The organism is Funiculus sociatus GB2-C1 (assembly GCF_039962115.1).
Classification (GTDB): Bacteria; Cyanobacteriota; Cyanobacteriia; order Cyanobacteriales; family FACHB-T130; genus Funiculus; species Funiculus sociatus.
Window position 1 is genome coordinate 91,290 of sequence record NZ_JAMPKJ010000003.1, and the last position, 22,707, is coordinate 113,996.

Annotated in this window: 21 protein-coding genes and 1 pseudogene; 9 read left to right on the forward strand and 13 right to left on the reverse strand. The window is 47.2% G+C overall.

All coding sequences use genetic code 11. The features are described from left to right. Window positions 1–21: 21 nt before the first annotated feature. Entirely contained in the window at window positions 22–903 is an 882-nt protein-coding gene (locus tag NDI42_RS02655; RefSeq protein ID WP_277876902.1) for a 4-hydroxybenzoate solanesyltransferase, read from the reverse strand. A gap of 262 nt (window positions 904–1,165) precedes the next feature. Between NDI42_RS02655 and NDI42_RS02660 the strand changes: the two genes are divergently transcribed. Then, the gene (locus NDI42_RS02660; protein WP_242017858.1) at window positions 1,166–2,764 is read left to right on the forward strand and encodes a Ppx/GppA phosphatase family protein; all 1,599 of its coding nucleotides are present in this window, start codon (window positions 1,166–1,168) and stop codon (window positions 2,762–2,764) included. 255 nt (window positions 2,765–3,019) lie between these two features. Here the strand turns inward: NDI42_RS02660 and NDI42_RS28870 are convergent, their stop codons facing one another. Together NDI42_RS28870 and NDI42_RS02665 are read right to left on the reverse strand one after the other, a co-directional pair. After that, window positions 3,020–3,088, reverse strand: coding sequence for a hypothetical protein (locus NDI42_RS28870; RefSeq protein WP_431191425.1), 69 nt, complete (start codon window positions 3,086–3,088; stop codon window positions 3,020–3,022). Between the two features lie 284 nt (window positions 3,089–3,372). Then, complete coding sequence (locus NDI42_RS02665; protein WP_190459785.1) at window positions 3,373–3,666, reverse strand: hypothetical protein; 294 nt, start codon at window positions 3,664–3,666, stop codon at window positions 3,373–3,375. 294 nt (window positions 3,667–3,960) lie between these two features. Here NDI42_RS02665 and NDI42_RS02670 point away from each other — a divergent pair, with 294 nt between their 5' ends. The 4 genes from NDI42_RS02670 to plsY all read left to right on the forward strand — a co-directional run bounded on the left by NDI42_RS02670 (window position 3,961) and on the right by plsY (window position 7,298). After that, the gene (locus tag NDI42_RS02670) at window positions 3,961–4,758 is read left to right on the forward strand and encodes an MlaE family lipid ABC transporter permease subunit (RefSeq protein ID WP_190420514.1); all 798 of its coding nucleotides are present in this window, start codon (window positions 3,961–3,963) and stop codon (window positions 4,756–4,758) included. 56 nt (window positions 4,759–4,814) lie between these two features. Next, window positions 4,815–5,213 carry a DUF3119 family protein gene (locus tag NDI42_RS02675; protein WP_190459787.1) on the forward strand — a complete coding sequence of 133 codons (399 nt, stop codon included), beginning with the start codon at window positions 4,815–4,817 and terminating at the stop codon, window positions 5,211–5,213. Between the two features lie 160 nt (window positions 5,214–5,373). After that, window positions 5,374–6,618, forward strand: a complete 1,245-nt coding sequence (locus NDI42_RS02680; RefSeq protein ID WP_190459789.1) for a DUF3086 domain-containing protein — start codon at window positions 5,374–5,376, stop codon at window positions 6,616–6,618. Window positions 6,619–6,650: 32 nt separating this feature from the next. Continuing rightward, a complete protein-coding gene (plsY, locus tag NDI42_RS02685; RefSeq protein WP_190420509.1) occupies window positions 6,651–7,298 on the forward strand; it encodes a glycerol-3-phosphate 1-O-acyltransferase PlsY in 648 nt (215 codons plus the stop codon). A gap of 317 nt (window positions 7,299–7,615) precedes the next feature. Here plsY and proC read toward each other — a convergent pair whose 3' ends face one another. The 7 genes from proC to der form a co-directional block, all read right to left on the reverse strand. Further along, the gene (proC, locus tag NDI42_RS02690) at window positions 7,616–8,422 is read right to left on the reverse strand and encodes a pyrroline-5-carboxylate reductase (RefSeq protein ID WP_190459792.1); all 807 of its coding nucleotides are present in this window, start codon (window positions 8,420–8,422) and stop codon (window positions 7,616–7,618) included. Between the two features lie 69 nt (window positions 8,423–8,491). Continuing rightward, window positions 8,492–9,079, reverse strand: a complete 588-nt coding sequence (locus NDI42_RS02695; protein ID WP_190459793.1) for a cell division protein SepF — start codon at window positions 9,077–9,079, stop codon at window positions 8,492–8,494. Window positions 9,080–9,272: 193 nt separating this feature from the next. Continuing rightward, the gene (locus tag NDI42_RS02700) at window positions 9,273–9,944 is read right to left on the reverse strand and encodes a YggS family pyridoxal phosphate-dependent enzyme (protein ID WP_190459796.1); all 672 of its coding nucleotides are present in this window, start codon (window positions 9,942–9,944) and stop codon (window positions 9,273–9,275) included. Between the two features lie 161 nt (window positions 9,945–10,105). Further along, complete coding sequence (gene pipX / locus NDI42_RS02705) at window positions 10,106–10,375, reverse strand: transcriptional coactivator PipX (protein ID WP_190420502.1); 270 nt, start codon at window positions 10,373–10,375, stop codon at window positions 10,106–10,108. A 244-nt stretch (window positions 10,376–10,619) separates the two neighbouring features. Beyond that, window positions 10,620–12,059, reverse strand: a complete 1,440-nt coding sequence (locus tag NDI42_RS02710; RefSeq protein ID WP_190459798.1) for an anthranilate synthase component I — start codon at window positions 12,057–12,059, stop codon at window positions 10,620–10,622. Window positions 12,060–12,116: 57 nt separating this feature from the next. After that, window positions 12,117–13,082: an energy-coupling factor transporter transmembrane component T family protein gene (locus NDI42_RS02715; RefSeq protein WP_190459800.1), complete on the reverse strand. Its 966-nt coding sequence runs from the start codon at window positions 13,080–13,082 to the stop codon at window positions 12,117–12,119. Between the two features lie 172 nt (window positions 13,083–13,254). Continuing rightward, a complete protein-coding gene (gene der, locus NDI42_RS02720) occupies window positions 13,255–14,616 on the reverse strand; it encodes a ribosome biogenesis GTPase Der (protein WP_190420496.1) in 1,362 nt (453 codons plus the stop codon). Window positions 14,617–14,710: 94 nt separating this feature from the next. Here der and NDI42_RS02725 point away from each other — a divergent pair, with 94 nt between their 5' ends. Next, window positions 14,711–15,766 (forward strand): WD40 repeat domain-containing protein, encoded by a 1,056-nt coding sequence (locus NDI42_RS02725; protein WP_190459802.1) that lies wholly within the window; start codon window positions 14,711–14,713, stop codon window positions 15,764–15,766. 248 nt (window positions 15,767–16,014) lie between these two features. On the opposite strand, the gene NDI42_RS02730 is transcribed toward NDI42_RS02725, so the two are convergent. After that, window positions 16,015–17,727 carry a putative bifunctional diguanylate cyclase/phosphodiesterase gene (locus tag NDI42_RS02730; RefSeq protein WP_190459804.1) on the reverse strand — a complete coding sequence of 571 codons (1,713 nt, stop codon included), beginning with the start codon at window positions 17,725–17,727 and terminating at the stop codon, window positions 16,015–16,017. Window positions 17,728–18,109: 382 nt separating this feature from the next. Here NDI42_RS02730 and NDI42_RS02735 point away from each other — a divergent pair. The 3 genes and pseudogenes from NDI42_RS02735 to NDI42_RS02745 all read left to right on the forward strand — a co-directional run. After that, a pseudogene (locus NDI42_RS02735) lies at window positions 18,110–18,289 on the forward strand (neutral zinc metallopeptidase); the annotation flags it as partial. Then, entirely contained in the window at window positions 18,246–18,533 is a 288-nt protein-coding gene (locus NDI42_RS02740) for a WD40 repeat domain-containing protein (protein WP_199311437.1), read from the forward strand. The pseudogene NDI42_RS02735 and the gene NDI42_RS02740, both read left to right, overlap by 44 nt. A gap of 197 nt (window positions 18,534–18,730) precedes the next feature. Beyond that, a complete protein-coding gene (locus NDI42_RS02745) occupies window positions 18,731–19,438 on the forward strand; it encodes a potassium channel family protein (protein ID WP_190420488.1) in 708 nt (235 codons plus the stop codon). Here the strand turns inward: NDI42_RS02745 and NDI42_RS02750 are convergent. Next, window positions 19,404–20,993 carry a Na+/H+ antiporter gene (locus NDI42_RS02750; RefSeq protein ID WP_199311449.1) on the reverse strand — a complete coding sequence of 530 codons (1,590 nt, stop codon included), beginning with the start codon at window positions 20,991–20,993 and terminating at the stop codon, window positions 19,404–19,406. The two genes, NDI42_RS02745 and NDI42_RS02750, sit on opposite strands and share 35 nt — an antisense overlap. 210 nt (window positions 20,994–21,203) lie before the next feature. Continuing rightward, entirely contained in the window at window positions 21,204–22,607 is a 1,404-nt protein-coding gene (locus tag NDI42_RS02755) for a sugar porter family MFS transporter (RefSeq protein WP_190459810.1), read from the reverse strand. Window positions 22,608–22,707 lie beyond the last annotated feature (100 nt).

Below are 22,707 nucleotides of genomic sequence, written 5' to 3' on the forward strand. Positions count from 1 at the left end.
GTCGCCTCTACAAACTCAAAACTACAGAGATCCGGCAATCATCCCGGCGAGTACAATAAAGCCAATCCAAACATTTTGGCGGAAAGTTTCCCCGTAAACAGGTTTGGGGACATCTTTTTGGCTAATTCGGGCATATTGCCAAATCCAGGCTAAAGTAGCAACAGCCAAGGCTAACCAAAAACTCAGATGTAGTTGCATCTCGATTCCTAGCCATTCTAGTAAGATTGCGGTGCCAACAAAGAAAACGCCCACAGCTTCGGCGGCGTATTTACCAAAGAACAAAGCACTGGAGTTAATGCCAATTCTGCGATCGTCTTCCTTGTCGCTCATGGCGTAAACTGTGTCAAATCCTAGTGTCCAAAGTACCGTCGCCCCCCATAAAATCCAGGTGGGTTCTTCTAGCTTGGCCGTTAGAGCAGTCCAACTGATCAGAACGCCAAAACCCCAGGCGATAGAAAGTACCAGCTGTGGCACCGGGAAGACGCGCTTGGCCAGGGGGTAGCATACGATAACCGGAACTGCGGCGACGCACAGCCAGAAAGTTAGCGGGTTAAGGTAAAAGGCGAGAACAGCAGCGCAACTCATCGCTATCAAGGCGACGACGATACCAGTTGTTACTGACAAGGCACGAGAAGCGAGGGGACGCGATCGCGTTCTTTCCACAAGTGGATCGATATCCCGATCCCACAAATCGTTAATAACGCATCCAGCAGCACTTGTAGCAAGAGTACCCAACACGACCACGCCAACCAACGGTAGCGGTGGTGTTCCCCCTGCTGCCAAAAATACAGCCCAAAGGGCAGGAATCATCAAAATTAATCGTCCTTCCGGCTTATCCCACCTCAAAAGCCGGATGATAGTCAGCCATATTGGTTCAGATTGGGGTTCTTGTTGAGTCAGCATGATCTATGAAATTTTTAATCCTTAAGTTTGAATCCCTAATAGGGATTTTAAAGCTGACTTTGCCAAACCCCGGATAAATTCTACAAAGAATCATCAATTTGCTAATAATTCCTATAGATATATGCGATTAATCGTGTCTTTATCCCCTATAGAATATGCTTATTCATCAAGTCTCGGCTGGGTTTAGAACCCTAGATACGTTGCGATGGTTAATTCATTTATCGCCACCAAAGATAATTCTGTGAATATTCCCTTTCCTAAGATGAATCAAGATCGGATTCTTGCTGCTATTGACTTGGGTACAAATTCCCTACACATGGTGGTAGTGCGAATTCAACCTAGTCTGCCTGCTTTTAGTATTATTGCCAGAGAAAAAGATACGGTGCGACTGGGCGATCGCGATCAAAAGACGGGCGATCTGACGCCGGAAGCGATGGATCGGGCGATCGCTGCTTTACGCCGCTTCCAGGGAGTTGCTAAAAGTTTGAACGCCGAACATACTATCGCTGTTGCAACTAGCGCAGTGCGCGAAGCCCCCAACGGTCGAGACTTTCTCAAACACGTAGAATCAGAGTTAGGCTTATTTGTAAACCTAATCTCTGGTCAAGAGGAAGCCCGACGAATTTACTTGGGCGTACTTTCGGGGATGGAATTCAACAACCAGCCCCACATTATTATTGACATTGGTGGCGGTTCCACTGAGTTAATTTTAGGGGATAGTCACGACGCGCGAAGTCTCAGCAGCACCAAAGTCGGTGCGGTGCGCCTTACAAGAGAACTTGTCAGCACCGACCCGATCAGCAATGCCGAATTTTATTACCTGCAAGCTTACGTGCGGGGACAGCTAGAACGACCCGTGGAAGAGTTGCAGGCTTACTTGCAGCCGGGGGAATTACTGCGTTTAGTGGGAACAGCTGGCACTATAGAGACTTTAGCAACAATGCAGGCGCGAGAACAGATGGGAATGGTGCCAACGCCCCTAACTGGCTACCAGTTGAGTCTCAAATACCTGCGGGATTTAGTTAATCGTCTGCGAAAGATGAACAACGCCGAACGCGCCGCAGTTCCCGGAATGAGCGATCGCCGCTCAGAAATCATTGTTGCAGGTGCAATAATTTTACAAGAAGCGATGACGCTGCTGGGCCAAGAAACGCTTACGGTTTGCGAACGAAGTCTTCGGGAAGGTGTCATTGTAGACTGGATGCTTACCCACGGTTTAATTGAAGACAAACTGCGCTACCAAAGTTCAGTGCGTCAACGCAGCGTCATCAAAATTGCCCAAAAATATCAAGTCAATTTAGAATACTCTCAGCGAGTAGCAGAATTTGCCCTCAGTTTATTTGACCAAACCAAGGAACATCTCCACAACTGGGGTCTAGAAGAAAGGGAACTGCTTTGGTCTGCCGCAATTTTACACAACTGCGGACACCATGTGAGTCATTCTTCTCACCACAAACACTCCTATTACTTAATTCGTAACGGCGACCTTTTAGGCTATACAGAAGCTGAAATTGAAGTCATCGCCAACATCGCCCGCTATCACCGCAAAAATCCTCCCAAGAAAAAGCACGAAAACTATCAAAATCTCCCCAGCAAAAAGCATCGCCAGATAGTGACTCAACTCAGTGCATTGCTGAGACTAGCAGTTGCTCTTGACCGCAGACAAATTGGTGCTATTGAGCGGTTGCAGTGTGAATATCGCCCGGAACGAGAACTACACTTGCAGCTTTTTCCAACTCATTTAGAGGATGACTGTGCTTTGGAACTCTGGAGTTTAGATTACAAAAAAGACGTGTTTGAAGGGGAGTTTAATGTTAAATTAGTAGCTACTTTAGAGCCTGCTGCTGTTGTGGCGGTCTAGGCTTGTTGCGAATTTAATGTAAGCATTTTTCAAAAACCAGTTTTATAAAATAAAACTGGTTTTTGAGTTGTTACGATAATAAAAAAGAGGTAAATTTCTCATTAATAATGTCAAGTAAAGTTACATCCTCCACATTATGAACTTCTTAACATCCATCGGGGGGTTTTATTCTGCCAGTATTCTTCCGCAGAAGGTAAAATTTCCCGTGCTATTTGCTGCTAGCAAGGGCTAACTTGGCTGAATATATCCGGTCTGTCATAAAATCAGAGATATCTTTTCGTCTAAGGCATCCCAATTAGCCCCAAAGTAGATGAGAAATTTCATCGCTTCAGCAACTTTTCTTAAAAAGGTTTCTTCACTTTAAATTTTTTGACCCCATAAGCTATAGCGCAAGGAGTGAGGCGAAATCCTTAGGCGTTAGCAATAAGGACGGGTTACTTGCCCTCGAGCACGGCAATATAAGAATTTGTCGTACCTAAACTAATCTCAACTAATTTTGCCATGATGCTCAACTCCGTCTAAGGGTGGGACAAGCTTATCAGTAGCTAAAAAGATAGTGGCTTCGGTTATGCGCTTGAGTCAGTTTTGATTCCTGTACTCTTAAATTATTAATTCCCGCGTAAATTTTGGTAACGATAGAAGGCGTAGGTGTCGAACATCGCGCCCACAATGCTGAAGGTGAAGCCGATGGTCAAAATGCCCTCTAGAGGACAACCGTTGCCGAAGACAGCGAGGAATTGCAAAATCTGTGTCTGGGTGAACTGGGCGATCGCTTCGACTAAAGGAATGTAACTTAGTAGAGACAAACTTGCCAACACCCCCCCAAAAAGGAGTATAGGGGCGGCAAAGCTAAGAAGACTCGCCAGAATCAGGGAACGGAAGAAGTTAGGCAAAATGCTCATAAGGACGTTACTGCGAAGGAACTGACCGAGAAGGCTTAAGGGAACAGTGCTTGTTTATCTCTATATACAATAGGTGCGATCGCTCAATCTGCACCGATATGTCAGAAATCTTAAATAAACCTTAAAAATCTTGGTTAAAGTCCGTAAATGTATCTCATAATTTCTGGGGATTGGGGGCTGGGGATTAGGGATTGGGGAATTGGGGCTTTTTGCCTTTTTACTTTTGCGTAAGTGCTTTTTTCGGTGGTGCATCAGTTATGCTTTACGCAGTGGTTGAAGCGAGCATTAGCATCATTGAGCGAGACTACGCAAACGAACAGCTTAGGGGTGTGGGGTCAGCGGTTGCTGGCGGCGATTTTCCTGGGGGGACAGGTGATAGTTCACCTACTGACTCGGAAAATCCATCGGCGCAACACCCTCGACCAAATGGCAGCAGTTGGCCCTGAATCTTTGCTAATTGCGCTGATAACTGCCGCTTTTGTCGGCATGGTGTTTACAATTCAGGTGGCAAGAGAGTTTATTAATCTGGGTGCTGGAAGGGCTGTGGGAGGCGTATTGGCGCTTTCTTTGACCCGCGAACTTGCACCCGTACTGACTGCGGTGGTTTTGGCTGGGCGAGTTGGATCAGCCTTCGCTGCGGAAATTGGCACTATGCGGGTCACCGAACAAATCGACGCGCTATATATGCTAAAAACTGACCCGATAGATTACCTGGTGATTCCCCGCGCGATTGCATGCTGCTTGATGCTGCCAGTTTTAACAGTTCTTTCTATCATCACCGGGATGGCTGGGGGAATGCTGGTTGCCACAAATTTATACCATCTTTCCGAAACCGTATTTCTAGATTCTGCCCGGAATTTCCTTCAAGTCTGGGATTTGTGTAGTGCGGCGATTAAAGCATTTTGTTTCGGGGGGCTAATTGCCACAATCGGTTGCAGTTGGGGCTTAACCACCACCGGAGGAGCAAAAGGCGTTGGTCAATCTACCACAACCGCTGTTGTCACAGCTTTACTTGCCATCTTTATTTCTAACTTTTTCTTGACTTGGGTGATGTTTCAGGGAACTGGCAGTGCCGTACTCCGGGGGGCCTGAGGTTAAGAACCTTTAAAATAAAAAATAGAGTGACGATTTTTTACAAAACGGGGTTTATGCCTGTGACTACTGCTGCGTCTTCTTCTTTACCGTCACAAACTATTGAACTGTCACCTAGTTACACACTACCTTTGGGATTGTTAGTAGTTGCGGTTCCATTATTGCTCTTTTCACCTTGGCTGGCAAGCGTGATCGCTATTTTCGGGTTGTTCCTGCTGTTTCAGGCGGCAACAATCCGCTTGCAATTCACCCCAACAGCATTAGATGTTTATCGCTCTGATAAAATGATTCGGCGCTTTCCTTACCAGGAATGGCAAAATTGGAAGATTTTTTGGACACCAGTGCCAATTCTGTTTTACTTCAAAGAAGTTAACAGTATCCACTTTTTGCCGATGTTGTTCGATCCCAAGATGCTAAGGACTTGCCTGGAAGAACGCTGTCCCATTAGGAATTAGTTATTAGTTATTGGTGCTGGTAACTAGAAACTAATGACTATTTACTAAAGGCTAATGAATTTAGTCATTAGTCTTTGGCGCTGCCAATTAGGGACTAATGACTAAAAACTAACCAGTAGAAGCTAAAAACTAAGGATTACCGACTACGGACTACGGACTAATGAATTCAGACGAAATCCATACCCAAGAAGATCAAGAGCCAACTGTTGAGACATTGGATAATTTAGACTCGGAAACAGGAACGGTTGTTGAAGTACCCGAAGAGGACAATGTAGAATTACAAACGGCAACTATTGTTGAAGCATCCGATGACAATTTAGAGGAGCAAACAGAGGAACAAACGGTAATTGTTGTTGAAGTATCCGGCGAGAATTTAGAGCCGGAAATGGCAACCGTTGCGCCCACAACCTCCGATGTCGAGAACTCTATAGCAGAGTTAGAGCAACGAGTAGCCGATCTACAACGCCAAGAACAGTTTTTAATACAGGAAATTGCCGCTCAAAAAGCTGCTCACAATAAAATGCTGCAAGAGCAGGTAGTACAAACTCAAACGGTAATGAATCGCTTAATGCAAGAGTCTTTAGGCGAACTGGAGCAACGCAAACAAACCCTACAAATTGCCGTGGAACAACTGGAACGACGGCGCGATCGCATCCGGGAGGAAATGCGAAGAACTTTTGCTGGCACTTCTCAAGAACTAGCGATTAGAGTGCAAGGCTTTAAAGATTATCTCGTCGGTAGCTTACAGGATTTAGTGCTGGCGGCTGAAGAATTGCAATTACAGAAAGAATCGGAAACGCCAAAGCCAGTTGTTGAAGAGTCAAAAGCGGCCGCTGCACCGCCGACAAATCCTAAATTTACGGAACAGGGTTTTCAATCGACATCGAAACAAATTCGCAGTATTTTAGACCAGTATCGGACGCGACCAGACTATTATGGCCCTCCGTGGCAATTGCGCCGAACTTTTGAACCAGTTCATGCGGAACGAGTTGCTAACTGGTTTTTCACTCAGGGGGGACGAGGCGCACTGCGGACGATGGGAAGCCGCTTGCAAAATATTCTGGTCGCCTCGGCGGTGACTTCTGTGCTAAATACGCTGTATGGCGATCGCGTCCGCGCTTTAATTCTTGCTAACTCTCCCGAACGCCTGGGAGAATGGCGGCGGGGTTTGCAGGACTGTCTGGGCATTTCCCGCGCTGATTTTGGCCCAGAGCGAGGGATTGTTCTATTTGAGGCGGCAGAAGCCCTAGTACAAAAGGCAGATCGACTGGTTAAGGAACGGCAGATGCCTTTGATTATCATTGATGAGACAGAAGACTTGATCAATCTGTCGCTGCTGCAATTTCCTCTGTGGTTAGCTTTTGCGCCCGATCCTCAACAGATGTCCCCTGATATGAGATATTAACAATCGAGCTACAGGTAAGAGGCACGCTTGCGATGATGCTACAGTACGCTGTCAGTGGAGGATTGTTAATAGCAGCCTATCTACTAGGCTCGCTTCCTACGGGTTATTTGGCGGGACGCTGGCTTAAAGGGATTGATATTCGAGAACAGGGATCGGGTTCGACTGGTGCTACCAATGTGCTGAGGACTTTGGGGAAAGGCCCAGCAGCGATGGTGTTACTGATTGATATGTTAAAGGGGATAGGCGCGATCGCTCTGGTTTACGCCTTGTATACCTTTGCTCCCACGCCTCTTTTACCTGCCACCTGGCAACCTTGGCTAGTCGCTGGCACCGCCTTAGGCGCACTCTTGGGTCACAGCAAATCTATCTGGCTTTCCTTCAGGGGTGGAAAATCAGTTGCCACTAGCATTGGCGTTTTATTAGCCATGTCGGTGCCAGTAGCATTAGGAACTGTGGCGGTATTTGGCGTATTTCTCGCCTTCTCCCGAATAGTTTCCCTCAGTTCCATTGCCGGAGCGATCGCAGTTACTCTGCTGATGATTCTCCTGAAACAGCCCTTACCCTACCTGCTATTTGCGATCGCTGGCGGGATCTACGTTATCTGGCTACACAGGGGCAACATTGAACGCCTACTTGCCGGAACCGAACCTCAATTAGGGCAAAAGTTACAGCAAGAGTAGGAATTGCTAATTTGAGGAAGCCACAGCCATCAATACATCTCGGTTAATGTTGTGATGCAAATTTAATCCCCCCAACCCCTTAAAAAAGAGAGTTGAGCAGGGTGGTTTCATACAACCCTTAGAAAATATCGAAAATTGCAACATTTTGCAGGGGCATGGCAATGCCATGCCCCTACCGCCAACAAAAATCAACGTTACAAAATTTTCTTTTAATAAATAAAACCACCCTGCTTAAAAAGGAGAGTTGAGGGTATCAAGCCTTATCGCTTGACGTATTGCCATACTCCTCTTTTACTATTAGCCATTAGCCATTGCGACTATTTTCCCAACTCCTGCGATCGCCGGGAAGCTGCCACAACTGCTTCAATCAAAGCTGAACGGAAACCCGAACGCTCTAACTGTGCGATCCCAGCGATAGTAGTACCACCGGGACTGGTAACGCGGTCTTTCAACTCGGCGGGATGTAGCCCGGATTCGTGCAAAAGTTGGGCTGTACCCAGTACAGTTTGAAGAGCTAACGAAGACGCGATCGCTCTTGGCAACCCAGCAGCGACACCCCCATCCGTAAGAGCTTCCACCATAATTGCCACATATCCGGGGCCTGAACCCGAAAGCCCAGTCACCGCATCCATTAAGGATTCTGGCACCTCCACCACTTCCCCTACCGCCTGGAAGATAGCTTTTGCCTCTTCCAGGTGGTGATTAGTGGCGTGTTTGCCGCGTGCTAAAGCAGTCATTCCCGCCCCCACCGTCGCCGGAGTATTCGGCATGGCGCGGATCGCCCCTGAAAGCGAGAAAGCCGCTTCTAACTGGCTCAAAGAAACACCCGCCATAATTGAAATCACCAACGGCGGTGATTCGGCACGCTCGTCATCCGCCAAGTCTGCCACCACCGCCTCAAACACCTGCGGTTTAACCGCCAACAACAGCACATTACTTGCTGCTACCGCCCGATTGTCTGCCGTCACCTGTACGCCGTACTGCTGCGCCAAAAAATCGCGCCGATGTAGTTGCGGCTCACTCACCAAAATCTCCTCAGCCGGATAAATCTGCTGAGCTATCAGGCGAGATAACAGAGCTTCTCCCATTACCCCGCCGCCAATCATGCCAAACTTGATGGACAACCTTGCCCCCATCACTTAAATTAATTTTGAATTTTGAATTTTGAATTCATAACTCAAAACTCATAACATTTACTGCGCCATCCGCGTCTGTTCTGCTGACCAAGCTGGAGCGGGAGCTGCGGGACGAGAAATGCGGACTTGCGGTTGGGGAGCTTCGTGAACTACGCCCGTCTGGGTACTTACCTGAACACAGCTTGGTGTAAACAGAAAAATACTTTCGCCAATTCGCTCTTGATGTCCATCAATGGCGTAGGTGCCTCCAGCAACAAAATCCACAGCTCGTTGCGCCTGATCTGGGTCCATAATCGTCAGGTTTAACACAACTGACTTCCGCTCCCGCAAAGCTTGTATCGCCTGGGGCATTTCTTCAAAAGAACGCGGTTCCATCACTACCACTTCAGAAATGCCATTTACGGCTCCGGGCATCCCAATCACATTATTCATTGTTGACCCCATTTCTACTTCTCGTACAACAGCTCTTGTATCCCGTGTCCGACGACTCTGGCGGCGTTCTTCCTCTGGTGTTTGCTGAGGATGCTGTTCCTGATAGATGTTTTGGTACTCTTCGCCGTCTGGTTCTTCGTAATCATCGTACTCGTAACTGGCAGGCTCGTTGAGTCCCACGAAATCTCGCAGTTTGGAAAAAATATTATTCACAGTTCACGCTCCATCACAACTTCAGGTTTACTCTGGGGATTATTTTACATAGCACCCTTGAGACAGAAGTCTTGGTTAAAGAAACGACAATAACAATCATATAGTCGTGTTGGCAATATAATAGCTGATGTCTTATCCCTTACCCTACCCTTATCTTCAGAATTGTTGTCTTCTTCAGGCGTGGAAAGGCTTCTCAAGGATTCCGTTCGCCAAAAATAATTCTCCCCAAACGCACCATCGTCGCCCCAGCTTCCACAGCTAGAGGGTAATCATCTGACATCCCCATCGATAGCTGCTGCATTTGAATATTTGACCAGTTTTGTTGCCCGATTTTATCAGCTAATTCGCTGGTACTCTCAAATACTGAGCGAATTTCTGGCGGCTTTAGTGCGAAAGGCGGAATTGTCATCAAACCTTGAATTTGCAGATTGTAGCACTGATTTAGGGCTGGTAAATCGGCAAGCAGTTCGGGAACACTCCAGCCATACTTGTTGGGATCAGGCAGAATTTTGACTTGCAGGCAGACTTGTGGCGACAAGGACAGCTCGTTAGCCAGTTGATTGAGTCGCTGGGCTAATTTTAAGCTATCCACGGAGTGAATCCACTGAAATAACTCTAGGGCTTTTCGGGCTTTATTGCTCTGGAGATGTCCTATTAGATGCCAGGTGATGTCTGGTAAGTCTTGGAGTTCGGCTTGTTTTAGTTCGGCTTCTGGTGTGCGACTTTCGCCAAAATCTCTTAATCCAGCAGCATAAGCTTCCCGCATGGCATCTACCGACACTTGTTTAGTGACGGCGATCAGGCGAACAGATTCTGGTAATTGTTGACGAATCTTGACAATTCGTTGCGCTAAGTCTCCGGTCATTAGACCTATCTTCAAAAGGGACTAGGGGTTAAAAAACGCTTTCATGTTCAAAATGAATTTTTCACTGGCAGGGCAGCTTTAGGAGATAAAATTAAAAATGTATAATTATAAATCAAAAAAGTTTATTTTTAATTTTAATTGTTAATTTTTAATTTTATCTCTTAGCAAAATGTTTGCTTGTGAATAACCTGAAGCTTATCGTACTCCTGTAATTGACTGCTGCGACGGAGCATCCGCATACGGTTTTCTACCATAAGACGAGCATCGTTGCGACCAATTGGTTCAAACTTAATTCCCGTGGGTGTGGTGTTGACCAAAAAAAATAGACGCTGTGCATACAGGGTGGTGAATAGTTCCTGGTTGTCTTCCAGTAAACAGACTCTGTAAAGTAAACCAAATGTTGGGTGATTCAGATAGGTTTCGGTACTCATTAACATTCACATAAGGAATACCCATCCCTAGCTTGGGGATTGGGAAGAGTCAAAGAGTGGAGATGGCAGTTTGACTCGCGCCAGCCCCCCTCTTTTTATACTCAGGGAGTTGACTCCGTTTAAAACTATGCAGATGATAGCTTGATTTGGAGCCACTGGGATGAAGTGGTAGTTGTCATATTTGTGTTATCTGTCGGTAGTTGTTTTTCCAGCGATCGCTGACAGACAGGATATCCGTCCTGTCCTACCCACTGATATTAAAACTGTTCAGTGCTGCCAGCAGAGCTTGAGCTTTGTATAAAGATTCATGCCATTCTCGCTCAGGATCGCTATCCGCAACGATCCCTGCCCCAACTTGCCCGTAAACAACAGCTTTATTGTTGCGCTGGGTATAAAGGAGGGTGCGGATCAAAATATTTAAGTCCAGGTGTCCCCGCCAATCAAGATAACCACAGGAACCGTAGAACAAGCTGCGACGCACGGGTTCAAGTTCTTCAATGATTTCCATACACCGGACTTTGGGGCAACCTGTGATGGTGCCTCCGGGGAAGAGGGCGCGAATTAAGTCAACGGTATCGTAGTTTGGGCTAATCGTGCCAATAACGTTGCTGACGAGGTGCATAACATGGCTGTAGCGCTCTATGGTGAAAAGTTCATTAACTTTTACAGAACCCCACTGACAAACGCACCCCAGGTCGTTACGCTCTAGATCCACCAGCATGATGTGTTCAGCTCTTTCTTTGGCGTTGGCGATCAAGTCACGAGCTAGTTGTTCGTCGAGGGTTGGGGTGGTACCGCGCGATCGCGTCCCGGCAATTGGTCGCGTCTGCGCTTCTCGCTCCCAGAGTTGTACCAATCGTTCTGGAGAACAGCTAATTACCGCTCCCCAAGGTGTCTGCCAATAGCTAGCGAAGGGGGAAGGATTAATTTGCTGCAACGCCTGATAAATATCCCACGGGCGGGCATTGGTGGGCTGCTCAAATCGGAGGGAAAGATTTGCCTGAAAGATATCTCCAGCCTGGATATACTTTTTGGCTTGGCGCACAGCGTCTTCGTAATCAGTTTGGGATGAAAAGAAATGGGGATTGGGGATTGGGGATTGGGGATTGGGGATTGGGGATTGGGGATTGGGGATTGGGGATTGGGGATTGGGGAATCCTTCCCTGTCTTCAGGGCTTTTCTGTTCTAGCTGGCTTTGCAACAAGTCGAGTTCAGAGGGGTCGCTAGCTGCTAACCAAAGGGTTTGTTCCCAGTGGTCGAGAACGGCAAAAGACGCTGGTTCATACCAATAAGCGACTGGGAACGGCAACGGGTCGGTTTTGAGATTGGGTAATTGCTCAATCTCCCAAGCAAGGTCATAACCTAACCACCCCAGCCAGCCACCAGTAAAAGGAAGGGCTTCGGCTGAGGTGGGGCCTGTTTTCCCTGATTGTTGCAGCTTCCGGCGTAGGAAAGGGAGAATCTCGCCTATAGGTGGTGTCCACATCTGAGGTTGTCCATCCACAATTCGGGGGACACCAGCACAGATGGAGTATCGAGTTAGGGAGTTTTTAGTTTGATTGGAGTTTTCAGTATAGGGACTTTCTAGAAGGGTAGCAATTTGAGAATCCAGAAATAATGCAGCGAATACTATTGATCCAGTTCGATGTTGTAGAGGAAGCGATCGCCAGTACCAAGGTTGCATCTTTAGTCATTAGTCATTATCTAGGAGGTGAGGAGTTATTAATTCAAAACTCATAACTTATGTTTCCCATCCCCAAATCAGCCGCGCTCCCCATAGTACAACCAAACTCACCAGCGCCACCAGATCGCCCCTCTTAAGGCGCAGCTGGTGCCACTGAACGCGATGCCGATCCGGACTGGTGAAGCCGCGCACGTTCATGGCACTGGCGATTTGATCGGCTCGTAGGAGGAGATTTTCCAGTAGTCGTTCGGCTACCAGCAACCAGACTTGCAGACTTCTACGGAGACCTAACTTTTTCCAGTTTATCGCCCGCGTTCGCACGGAACGAATTAAATTCTGTATTTCTTCTAGAACTAAGGGAATGAAGCGTAGGGAAAGGGTCAAGGTGAGGGCAATTTCTGTTACGGGCAATTTGAAGCGGCGCAAGGGTCGCATTAAGCTTTCCATACCAGCGGTAATTTCTTCTGGTGCGGTTGTGAGCAAAAAGAGGTTGGTGCTGTAAATCAGGATAAACAGTAAGGTGCTGACGCTTATTGCTAGATCCAGGGACTTGCGAGTAATTTTAATTGGCCCTTGGTGAAACAGGACGTAGCGGTAGTTTGTGGAGTTTGTTGCTTGCGACTGTACGGGCGAAGCATTCTGGTTATTCTTTGTCGGCTGTTGTCCGGATTGCTCTGCTGAAGGCTTCGCCTCTACTGTAAAGGCTATTTCATCTGATGGAAGACGACGCTGATAGTCAGATGCTAATGCGTCGGGGGCGATCGCGCTCAGGATGAAGACAAAAAAACTTACCATTAATAGCCAACCCATTTGCTGTCGCCAAACGCGCAAGGGGATAGCGGCACTGAAAGTAATAATAATTAGTATTAGTGCTAGGGCTATCCGCCAGTAGGGATTTGCTAGGACTGGCGCTATGAGAAAGCTCATCAACCAAGCTATTTTCACCCGTGGGTCAAGGTTATGCAGCCAGGTAATCGGTTGTTCGAGGTACAGTCCCAGTGGCAGACTTCGCAGTAAATCCATATTCCGATTTTAGATTTTAGATTTTAGATTTTAGCTTTTAGATTTTAGATTCTCTTCCCTGTCCAAAATCTTTGCATCCAAAATCAGGCGCTGTTTTGGGAAGAACGGGAGGTTGGAGGAAGAACCAGTAATGGTTCAACTCCCCGATCGTCCCCAAAAATCGCTTTAAAATTTATACACGGGTGGCTCTGTTTCGGTTCCCTGCTTCGACTTCGCGGACTTTTTTGCCTCGCCACATCAAGCGCAACGGTGTTCCCTTAAAGCCTAGCTGTTGTCGGAATTGACGTTCGATGTAGCGACGGTAGTTGTCGTTAAAGCGCTTGGGTTCGTTAACAAATAGCGCGATCGCAGGCGGTTGACTGCTTACCTGAGTGCCGTAGTAGATTTTACCTTGTTTCCCTTGTCTGGTGGTTGGGGGCGAGTGCCAGGAAATCGCTTCTTGTAGCACTTCGTTAATCACGGCGGTGGTTACTCGTCGCTTGTGTTCTTCGGCGGCTACGTTCACCAACTCTAGAATTTTCTCTACTCGTTGTCCAGTTTGAGCGCTGACAAAGATTGTTTCTGCCCACTCGATAAAACTCAGTCGTTGTTTGAAGATTTCTTCAAACTCGTAGATCGTGTGAGAGTCTTTTTCAATAGCGTCCCACTTGTTAACAACAATTACGCAAGCTCGCCCTTCTTCGTCAATGCGTCCTGCTAGTTTTTGGTCTTGTTCGGTGACACCATCAACTGCGTCAATTACTAACAGAACCACGTCTGCACGCCGGATAGCTTTGAAGGCGCGATTAATTCCAAAAAATTCTGCGCCGTACTCAACGTTTTTCTTTCTGCGAATCCCTGCTGTATCGATCAAGCGGTAGGTTTTCTCGTCCCGTTCCACAACGGTATCGATAGCATCGCGGGTGGTGCCTGAAATTGGGCTAACGATGGAGCGATTTTCGCCGACAAAGGCGTTCAACAAGCTCGATTTACCGACATTTGGTCGTCCGACAATGGCAACTTTAATTTCGTCGGTTTCTTCGATTTCTTCTGCACTCGGCAAGTATTTGATTAGTTCGTCAAGTAACTCGCCTGTACCGTTGCCATGAATGCCAGAGACGGGGAAAGGTTCACCTAATCCTAGTTGCCAAAATTCCGAGGCTTGGGTTAAACCTTGTTCTGGTGACTCGCATTTATTGACGGCTAACACTACAGGTACGGTTTGTTGACGCAACCATCGGGCGATCGCTTCATCTGAGGTTGTTAATCCGGCTTGACCGTCAACCACCAATATCGCCGCTTTTGCCTCTGCAAGCGCCAGCATCGCCTGTTCCCGAATCATCGGGAGAAATTCAGTGTCATCATCAAACACTAATCCGCCAGTGTCCACGACTACATACTCCCGATCTTGCCAGAAGGCGCGGCGATAAGTGCGATCGCGTGTCACACCAGGCTCGTCATGCACAATGGCATCTTGTACACCTGCCAAACGATTGACAATAGTAGATTTGCCCACGTTTGGGCGACCGATAATAGCGACAATTGGCAGGGACATAACGGGGTATAGTCATCCAACGGGATGATGAAAGTTCCAAATTTCTATTGTAACAATCCTGAATAAACCTGCTGTTATTCTTGGGTGCCTTGCAATGAATTCAAAGCCTAAGTCTGGGAAAGTGGTAAGGGCGATCGCATATGCAGCAGTAGTAGCTGTTACTGGGTGCATACCCCAATCTTCTGCAAAACTCGTCAGCTTGGAAAACTCCAGCTTAAATCTTAGTGCGATCGCGGAGTCTGAACCAACCGCCAAGCCTGTTGCTATCCTTACCGGACATCCTAGCTATGTTCAGGCGATCGCTATCACCTCCGATGGGCAGATTCTTGCCAGTAGCGGCGATGACAACAGCATCAAAATTTGGAATTTGGCACAGGGGATACGCATCCGGACCCTCACCGGGCATTCTAAACCAGTTCATGCGATCGCCATTAGCCCATCTGATGTCAGCAAGATGCCTACGTTACTAGCCTCTGGCAGTTATGATGGCAGCATCAAAATTTGGAATCTGTCCACCGGAGAACTCATCCGTACCCTGACTGGCGATTCCGATTCAGTTCTCTGTCTCGCCATCAGTCCAGATGGGCAAACATTAGCTAGTGGTGGTTTAGACAAAACTATCAAGCTTTGGAACCTCCGCACTGGGACACTTATTCGCACCCTGACTGGGGATTTAGATGCAGTTAATACTGTCAGCTTCAGCCCAGATGGGCAAACATTAGCCAGTGGGAGTGCCGATCAAACTATTAAGCTTTGGAATCCCAACAACGGCATCCGGATTCGGACTCTTACTGGGCATTCCGACTGGGTTAATTCTGTCAGCTTCAGTCCGGATGGGCAAACATTAGCTAGTGGCAGCAATGACGGCACGATCAAGATTTGGAATCTTGCCACCGGAGAACTGCAAAGCACTCTCAAAGGAAAGGCAGTTATGGTTAATTCCGTCGCCTTCAGCCCCAAGGGCCAGACGTTAGCTAGTGGCAGTTTAGATAATATTATCAAGCTGTGGAATCCTCGCACTGGCGAACTCAAAAATACGATTACAGGTGATTTAAACCAAGTTAATTCTTTTGCATTTAATCCTGATGGGCAGACGATAGCCAGTGGCACTAATGACGGCATTATTAATATTTTGCAAGTGCCAAAATGAAAAAGCAAAAAAATGAGTTTAGTTTGAGATTTGAGTCCAAAAATCCAACATTAAAAAGCCTTTGTTGGGCTTCGCTGAATCGCTCAATCCAACCTACAATTATTGTCAACTAGCACTAATATTTTGTATGACGATACCCTTCATCTAGAAGCAAAGACACCTTTTTGAGGATAGCGATCGCGCAATATCACATACAAACGCGATCGCCACAGGTGCAGTGAGGCAGTCTAACACCAGGTCAGATTTCCCTAGATAGCGATCGCCGCCATTTGCTGAGAACTTTCTTTGAGCATTTGGGCGATCACATCAGCGGGGACAGGACGACTAAAGTAGAACCCCTGACCTTCTTCACATCCCCGTTTTTGCAGGTAGTCAAGCTGTTCTTGGGTTTCTATGCCCTCTGCCGTAATGTTCAACCGCAGGCTCTTTGCCAGGGCAATGATCGCATCAGTGACGGCGGCGCTATCAGGATTGGATGTTACATCCTGCACAAATGACCGATCGATCTTGAGCATCGTAACCGGAAAACGCTTCAAGTAGTTCAAAGAGGAATAGCCAGTGCCAAAATCATCTAAAGCTAGCGATATACCCAGTTCTCGTAATTTCTCTAGAGTATTAACCGATCGCTGAACGTCCCCCATCAAGAAGCTTTCAGTTACTTCTAGTTCCAAGTAAGATGCTTCCAGTCCGGTTTCCTCAAGGATTTTGCTGACGACTTCGACTAGATTTTGTTGTTCAAACTGTCGCGCTGACAGATTTACCGATATCCGAATTGCAGGAAGTCCGGCAAGCTGCCAAGCACGAGTTTGGGCGCAGGCAGTTCGCAAAACCCATTCCCCAATTGGCACAATCGAACCATTGGCTTCTGCAATCGGAATAAACTTGGCGGGAGAAACTAAACCTTGGGTGGGATGTTGCCAGCGAACCAGCGCTTCCATTGCTGTGATTTGTCTGCTGTGCAAATCAATCAAGGGTTGGTAATAAACCACCATTTCGTTACGCTCAAGCGCTCCATGTAATTCATTTTCTAATGCCAGTCGTTCCTGCAACTGAGCATTCACTTCTGGTGAATAGAACTGATATTGGCTACGTCCTTGTTGTTTTGCCTGATATAGCGCCAGACGAGCCTGTTGCAACAGTTTATCCACACCATTGCGATCTTCTAGGTCATTAACTGCGATACCAATACTGGCTGTAATCCGAATCGAGGTACCCTCTAAAAAGAAGGGTTTTGCTAGCGTACTGACTACCAACTGGGATAGCTTGATCGCGCTCTCAAAGGAGGGAATTTCCGTCAGAGCGATCGCAAATTCATCTTCACTTATATGAGCCAAGATATCTGTTTGACTCGTACAGGTTGTCAAACGCTGGGCAATTGCTCTTAACAGCAAATTTAATGTTTCCTGCTCCAAGGTATGACTCATGTCAGTGAAATCGTCGATACCCAGCAAAAGCACTGCAACCAGCCGCTGATCGTTTTCAGATTGGGATACTGTCTGATGCAGGCGCTCGCGGAATAAATCTCGATTAGGTAATCCAGTCAGTGCATCGTAGTTACTGATGTAGTGAATTAATTCATCTAATTTATGAATCGTTTGCGAGGTATCTGCCATCAATGTGCCTGCTTCATCGGCAAACTCTGTGGGCAGTTCGGGTAATTTTTTGGTATTTAAATAGTCTTGCAATGCAGCAGATGTCAAAATGACCGGGGCGAGGAGGTGGCGTATTGCATACAGAGTGGCTGCTGTACCCGCTAAGGTAGCCAACAGAGCAATAACCAGAACTCGCACTGTCATTTCCCAGGAATAAGAGTTTGAAATAACGAAAGTAGTCAGTAAGGTTAAAAGTGGTACGTGAGTGCCTAAAAATGCCACCAACATAATTTTGGCGGTATAACTTCTCTTAAGCAATCCGAACTGAGCTAGGAAGGAGTACAGGGCAAGCTGGCAATTGAGTTTCATAGATGCGAAGGGTTGAAAGGGGGTAAATTACTTATTAAGTATTATGGCAAAAGAATATCTGAAATTCGGGAGATAAAGATAATATTTTCCTTTGAATCAACCGATATTAGATTATATTTATGACCTTAAATATAGCTAGTTAAGTAAACTAAATTTTAAAATGTTTGATACATCTACCTCCACAATACAATTTGGGATCACAAGTGTTGACCGTAGAATCACTGATTTATGAATATATTAAGAATAAATAAAATTTTCATCTCCGACAAATGGGGGAAAGTGAAGGCGATCGCTAATATTTTTAATCGGTTGTGGAAAGTCTGGGTTAGGTGAAATAGCACCTTGGTAACATCTGTCCGGTTGAGTAGTTTGGATTGAAGCTATGCGCTGGGAATTCGGCCGTAAAAGCAGCAACGTTGAGGACAGGCGCGGGGGTGGGGTTTCTGGACCTCTAGTTGGGGGTGGCATTGGGACAATCGTTCTGGCGGTGATTGTTGCCCTGTTGGGGGGCGATCCCGGTGCGGTGTTGCAGCAAGGACAAGAACAACTGCCGAGCGATCGCCACCCTGAAGGGAAATGCCACCTTAATTAATTCTGTTGCTTTCAGTCCCAAGGGGCAAACGTTAGCCAGTGGCAGTTTAGATAATACTATCAAGCTGTGGAATCCCCGCACTGGCGAACTCAAAAGCACTCTGGCAGGAGATGACAGCCAAGTAAATTCCTTTGCCTTCAGCCCCAATGGGCAAATAGCGAGTGGAAGTAATGACGGCAGCATTAAGATTTGGCAAGTGCCTACTCAAGAATGAGAAGAAAGGTTTTTCGAGATTAACAATTTCCACTGCCTAAGGTGCTAACTTTTGACACGTTTGCTGCCTTGTCCTTTGCAGTTCAAATTCAAAAACGCGATCGCCCATTTGAATAATTTACTACTCTCGCCGCCAGCAACTACACTGTAGATTTTGAGGGTCAGACGTAAATAACCTGCAACAGAGGTGAGTGAGCCATGTACGTATTGATTGGTGGAGCAGGGCTGGTCGGGCTGAACTTAGCCCAACAATTAGTAGAATTGGGACACACGGTTGCCGTCATCGATCCCGATCCCACCGCCTGCCGATATGCTCGTGAACAAGTAGGAGCGATGGCTTTTGAAGGCAGTGCCGTCAGTACGCAAGTGCTAATAGAAGCAGGCATTCGCAAGGCAAATGCGCTTGTTGCCGCCCTCCGCAATGATGCTTTAAATCTGGCAATGGTGACACTTGCCAAGCACTATGGCGTCTCCCATATCGTGACTCGGATGCGCCAAAGTGATTTTGCCGAACCTTATCGGATTGCCGGAGCGCATCATGTCATCAGTACGGTTGACCTAGCCGTGACCACGATGGTAAATGCGATCGAATATCCCCAAGTAGAATCGATGATGCACTTTGAGCAGGGTCAGGTAGAAGTCTTCAAACTCAAAGTGCCGCCGGAGTCTGACATTGCGGGTCGTACCGTGTTACAAGTCGCTCAGGATTCCCGGTTTCCCAGTGGTTCCTTAATTATTGGCTATCAATCCCATTCCCAAACCGATCTCGTCATTCCGAATGGCAAGACAGTGCTAGAGGCGGGAGCCACCGTGCTAGTCGTCACTAAATCGGAAAAGTTACATCAGGTGATTGATTTCTTAGGTTTGTGTTCTAGTCATCTTCCAAACTTAGAAGTTGCTCGTTAATGGTTTTGATGCGTTCTTGCACCACTTCTTCTGAGAGAATTCGCCGGCGGAGGGCATCATTGAGTACCTGCTTTTCTGCTAACAGTAATTGCCGACGAATCGAGTCTAATTTTATGTGATCGCTACTTTCAGCAGCAGCATCTTCGGGACGCTGATTATATATCTCCCGCAACGTTCTTTCAGAAGCTGCCACTCGCACCTGATAAGCGGCTCGCATCTCTTCGTAGATTGATTTTGGTAAAACTCCCGATTTCAAGAGACTTTCTAACTCATCCTGCGCTGCTTTGGAAGTCATCAATTGAGCTTGCAATTCTTCGATCTGCTGTCGTGATTCGGAATGGCGATCGAGCTTTAAACGTCGTACAAACCCAGGTAAACTTATTCCTTGCCCCACCAACGACAGCAGCACAATCCCTAAGACAATCACAACCAGCTGATCTCGCCCTGGCAAATTAGCGGGTAAGCTTAACGCCAAGGCGGTTGAAAGCGAGCCTTTAATATTGCCTAAAAAGAGAACGTGCCGCCATTTCACCGGAATGGGTTTGTCAAAAAAACGCACCAAGTCCAAGAGTGGATAAACGGTGAGAGCCCTCCCGACTTGGTAGGCAATCAGTGCTAGGAGAACGGTTGGAAGCGTCTGCCAAAGGGTGATGAGATTAATTTCTAAGCCGATGAGTAAGAAAATAAAGGTATTGACACCAAACCCGGCGAATTCCCAGAAACTGAACAAGGTTACTTGAGTGGAAGCCGAGGTACTGCGAGAAACCCCCAGGTTGCCCACAATTAGCCCTGCCACCACAACGGCAACCACACCGGATACGTGGAAAAATTCGCCTAGTTGAAAGGCTCCCAGCGCTACGGCAATCGTGAGTAGAATCACGCTGAGAGGATCGTCTGCTTGGCTAAATAAACCAATACTCAGGTAGCCCAAGGCTAAGCCGACTAAGATTCCGCCGACGATTACGAACAAAAATTCCTGTACGACATCGAGGGGCGTTAATGACCCGGTTGAATTTGCAGTCAAGATCAGGCTAAATAAAACCAGCGCCACATCATCGTTGACTAAGCTTTCACCCTCTACGAGAGTGACCAGTCGGTGGGGAACAGACACTTCCTTGAAAACCGCAATGACTAAGGCGGTATCTGTAATTGACAAAATGACCCCAACCAGTAAAGCGGGTACCCAATCTAAACCCAGTTCTAGTTTCAGCAAGACTGAGGTGATAGCAGCGCAGAAGGGAAAGCCCACTCCTGCTAACAAGGCAATGGGTTTAAACGTGCTGCGTAGACGACTGATGTCGGTATTAATTGCCGATTCAAAAAGTAGAATCGGCAAAAAAAGATTAAAAATCAGAGAAGAATCCAGACGGATGCGACCCGGCAAAAGCTCTGTAATCGCTAAACCTGCCAATACTAACCCTGTAATGTAGGGAATCCGTAATCGTCGAGATAGTAGGGCAACCCCGGTGGCAACCAGCAACAAGACGATCAGAAAAATTACTAATTCAGCAACAGTTCCCTGGTTGTCGCTGCCTGCCACCGTCGGGACTGCCATGAGCGATCGCTCGCTTAGCCACTGCATAGCACGTACTCACAAGTGATGAACGATACATCTAGGGTCAGGTTCTACAGAACTGCCCTTAGTATCTTAAAGGATGAGCTACGATGCTTTTGTTCTAAGTTATAGCGATCGCAATAGAATACCAAATTGAGGGGAACAAAGCGATCACCTACTATGTTAGGGGCAGAATTAATCAGCCGATGACTATACCATTTCCTCCAGTTCTTTACCTTTAGTTTCTTTAATCAGCAGCAAAACGAAGAACAGGGAAATCGCAGCAGCGGTAGTATATAGACCATAGGCAAAACCTAAACCCACATCCTTGAGGGGCGGAAAGGTGGTGGATACCGCAAAGTTGGCAATCCACTGGGCAGCGGCAGCTAATGATAGGGCAGCCCCACGAATCCGATTGTTAAACATTTCTCCTAGCATCACCCAAACGACTGGCCCCCAAGAGAAGCCGAAGCAGAAGACGTAGAGGTTAGCAGCTAGCAGAGCAATTATGCCAGAGTTTCCGGTTAGGGCGGGGTTCCCGGCGGCATCTAGGGGCGCGCTGCCAAAGGTTGTCGCCAGGGTTCCCAGCGTCAGAGTCATGCCCAGAGAACCCAGAATCAGTAGAGGTTTGCGTCCAAACTTGTCCACGAAAGCGATCGCTACTAGCGTTGTCACAATATTGGTGACACTGGTAATCACCGTAATCCACAACGAATCCTTTTCGGAAAAGCCCACCGCCTGCCACAGCACGCTGCTGTAGTAGAAAATCACGTTAATCCCCACCAACTGTTGTAGAACAGATAACCCAATACCAATCCAGACAATCGATAGTAAACCATGCCTGCCTACTAAATCGGACAGTTGAGGTTTGCGTTCTCGCAATACCGTCTGCCGGATCTCCTGTACTTTAGCCTGAACATCCCCACCCAAAACCTTTGCCAAAACGGAAGCTGCTTCTGCTTCCCGTCCTTGGGCAACCAAGTAGCGGGGTGACTCTGGAATCCTCAGTGCGCCTACTGCGTAGGCAATGGCAGCTGGGATCTCAGTCCAGAACATCCAACGCCAAGCCGGGACTCCGAACCAGAAGGGCGCTTCAGCGGAACCAGCAGCGACAGCGATGAAGTAGTCGCACAGCAAGGCGATGAATATCCCGGTAACGATCGCAAGTTGCTGGAGAGAACCGAGTCGTCCGCGCAAGTGTGCAGGGGAAACTTCGGCAATGTAAGCAGGAGCAATAACACTGGCAGCACCGACAGCCACTCCACCCACTAATCGCCAAACCATGAAATCCCAAATATTAAAGGCAATACCGGAACCTACGGCGCTGATCAAAAACATAATAGCAGCGACGATCATCGTTTTTACCCGCCCATAACGATCGGCAAGCTGCCCGGCAAAGAAGGCTCCCACTGCTGAACCCAATAGTGCGGAGGAAACGGCGAATCCCGTTGCCACACTACCCACTTGAAAATCTTTTCCCAAAGCTGCTACCGCACCATTAATTACCGCAGTATCAAAGCCAAATAAAAAGCCGCCAATAGCAGCCACCAGCGCCAGCATCAAAACATAAGATGTGCTGGCTTTAGACATAACAGGTTTGTTATCAATAGTCATTTGTGAATTTCCCAGTCGAACTTGAATGCACAGTTAAATTGTTTTTGGTATGCTCAACCATGCGAAAATTGAAACAAAAAGCTTGCCAAGGGATAGAAAG

Coding starts and splice junctions, on each gene's coding strand:
- NDI42_RS02655 (WP_277876902.1), bottom strand. CDS start 903: ATGCTGACTCAACAAGAACCCCAATCTGAACCAATATGGCTGACTATC.
- NDI42_RS02660 (WP_242017858.1), top strand. CDS start 1,166: ATGAATCAAGATCGGATTCTTGCTGCTATTGACTTGGGTACAAATTCC.
- NDI42_RS02675 (WP_190459787.1), top strand. CDS start 4,815: ATGCCTGTGACTACTGCTGCGTCTTCTTCTTTACCGTCACAAACTATT.
- NDI42_RS02750 (WP_199311449.1), bottom strand. CDS start 20,993: ATGGCAGTCCCGACGGTGGCAGGCAGCGACAACCAGGGAACTGTTGCT.
- NDI42_RS02730 (WP_190459804.1), bottom strand. CDS start 17,727: ATGAAACTCAATTGCCAGCTTGCCCTGTACTCCTTCCTAGCTCAGTTC.
- NDI42_RS02710 (WP_190459798.1), bottom strand. CDS start 12,059: ATGCAACCTTGGTACTGGCGATCGCTTCCTCTACAACATCGAACTGGA.
- pipX (WP_190420502.1), bottom strand. CDS start 10,375: ATGAGTACCGAAACCTATCTGAATCACCCAACATTTGGTTTACTTTAC.
- NDI42_RS02700 (WP_190459796.1), bottom strand. CDS start 9,944: ATGACCGGAGACTTAGCGCAACGAATTGTCAAGATTCGTCAACAATTA.
- der (WP_190420496.1), bottom strand. CDS start 14,616: ATGTCCCTGCCAATTGTCGCTATTATCGGTCGCCCAAACGTGGGCAAA.
- NDI42_RS02755 (WP_190459810.1), bottom strand. CDS start 22,607: ATGACTATTGATAACAAACCTGTTATGTCTAAAGCCAGCACATCTTAT.
- plsY (WP_190420509.1), top strand. CDS start 6,651: ATGATGCTACAGTACGCTGTCAGTGGAGGATTGTTAATAGCAGCCTAT.
- NDI42_RS02665 (WP_190459785.1), bottom strand. CDS start 3,666: ATGAGCATTTTGCCTAACTTCTTCCGTTCCCTGATTCTGGCGAGTCTT.
- NDI42_RS02745 (WP_190420488.1), top strand. CDS start 18,731: ATGTACGTATTGATTGGTGGAGCAGGGCTGGTCGGGCTGAACTTAGCC.
- NDI42_RS02680 (WP_190459789.1), top strand. CDS start 5,374: ATGAATTCAGACGAAATCCATACCCAAGAAGATCAAGAGCCAACTGTT.
- NDI42_RS02725 (WP_190459802.1), top strand. CDS start 14,711: ATGAATTCAAAGCCTAAGTCTGGGAAAGTGGTAAGGGCGATCGCATAT.
- NDI42_RS02715 (WP_190459800.1), bottom strand. CDS start 13,082: ATGGATTTACTGCGAAGTCTGCCACTGGGACTGTACCTCGAACAACCG.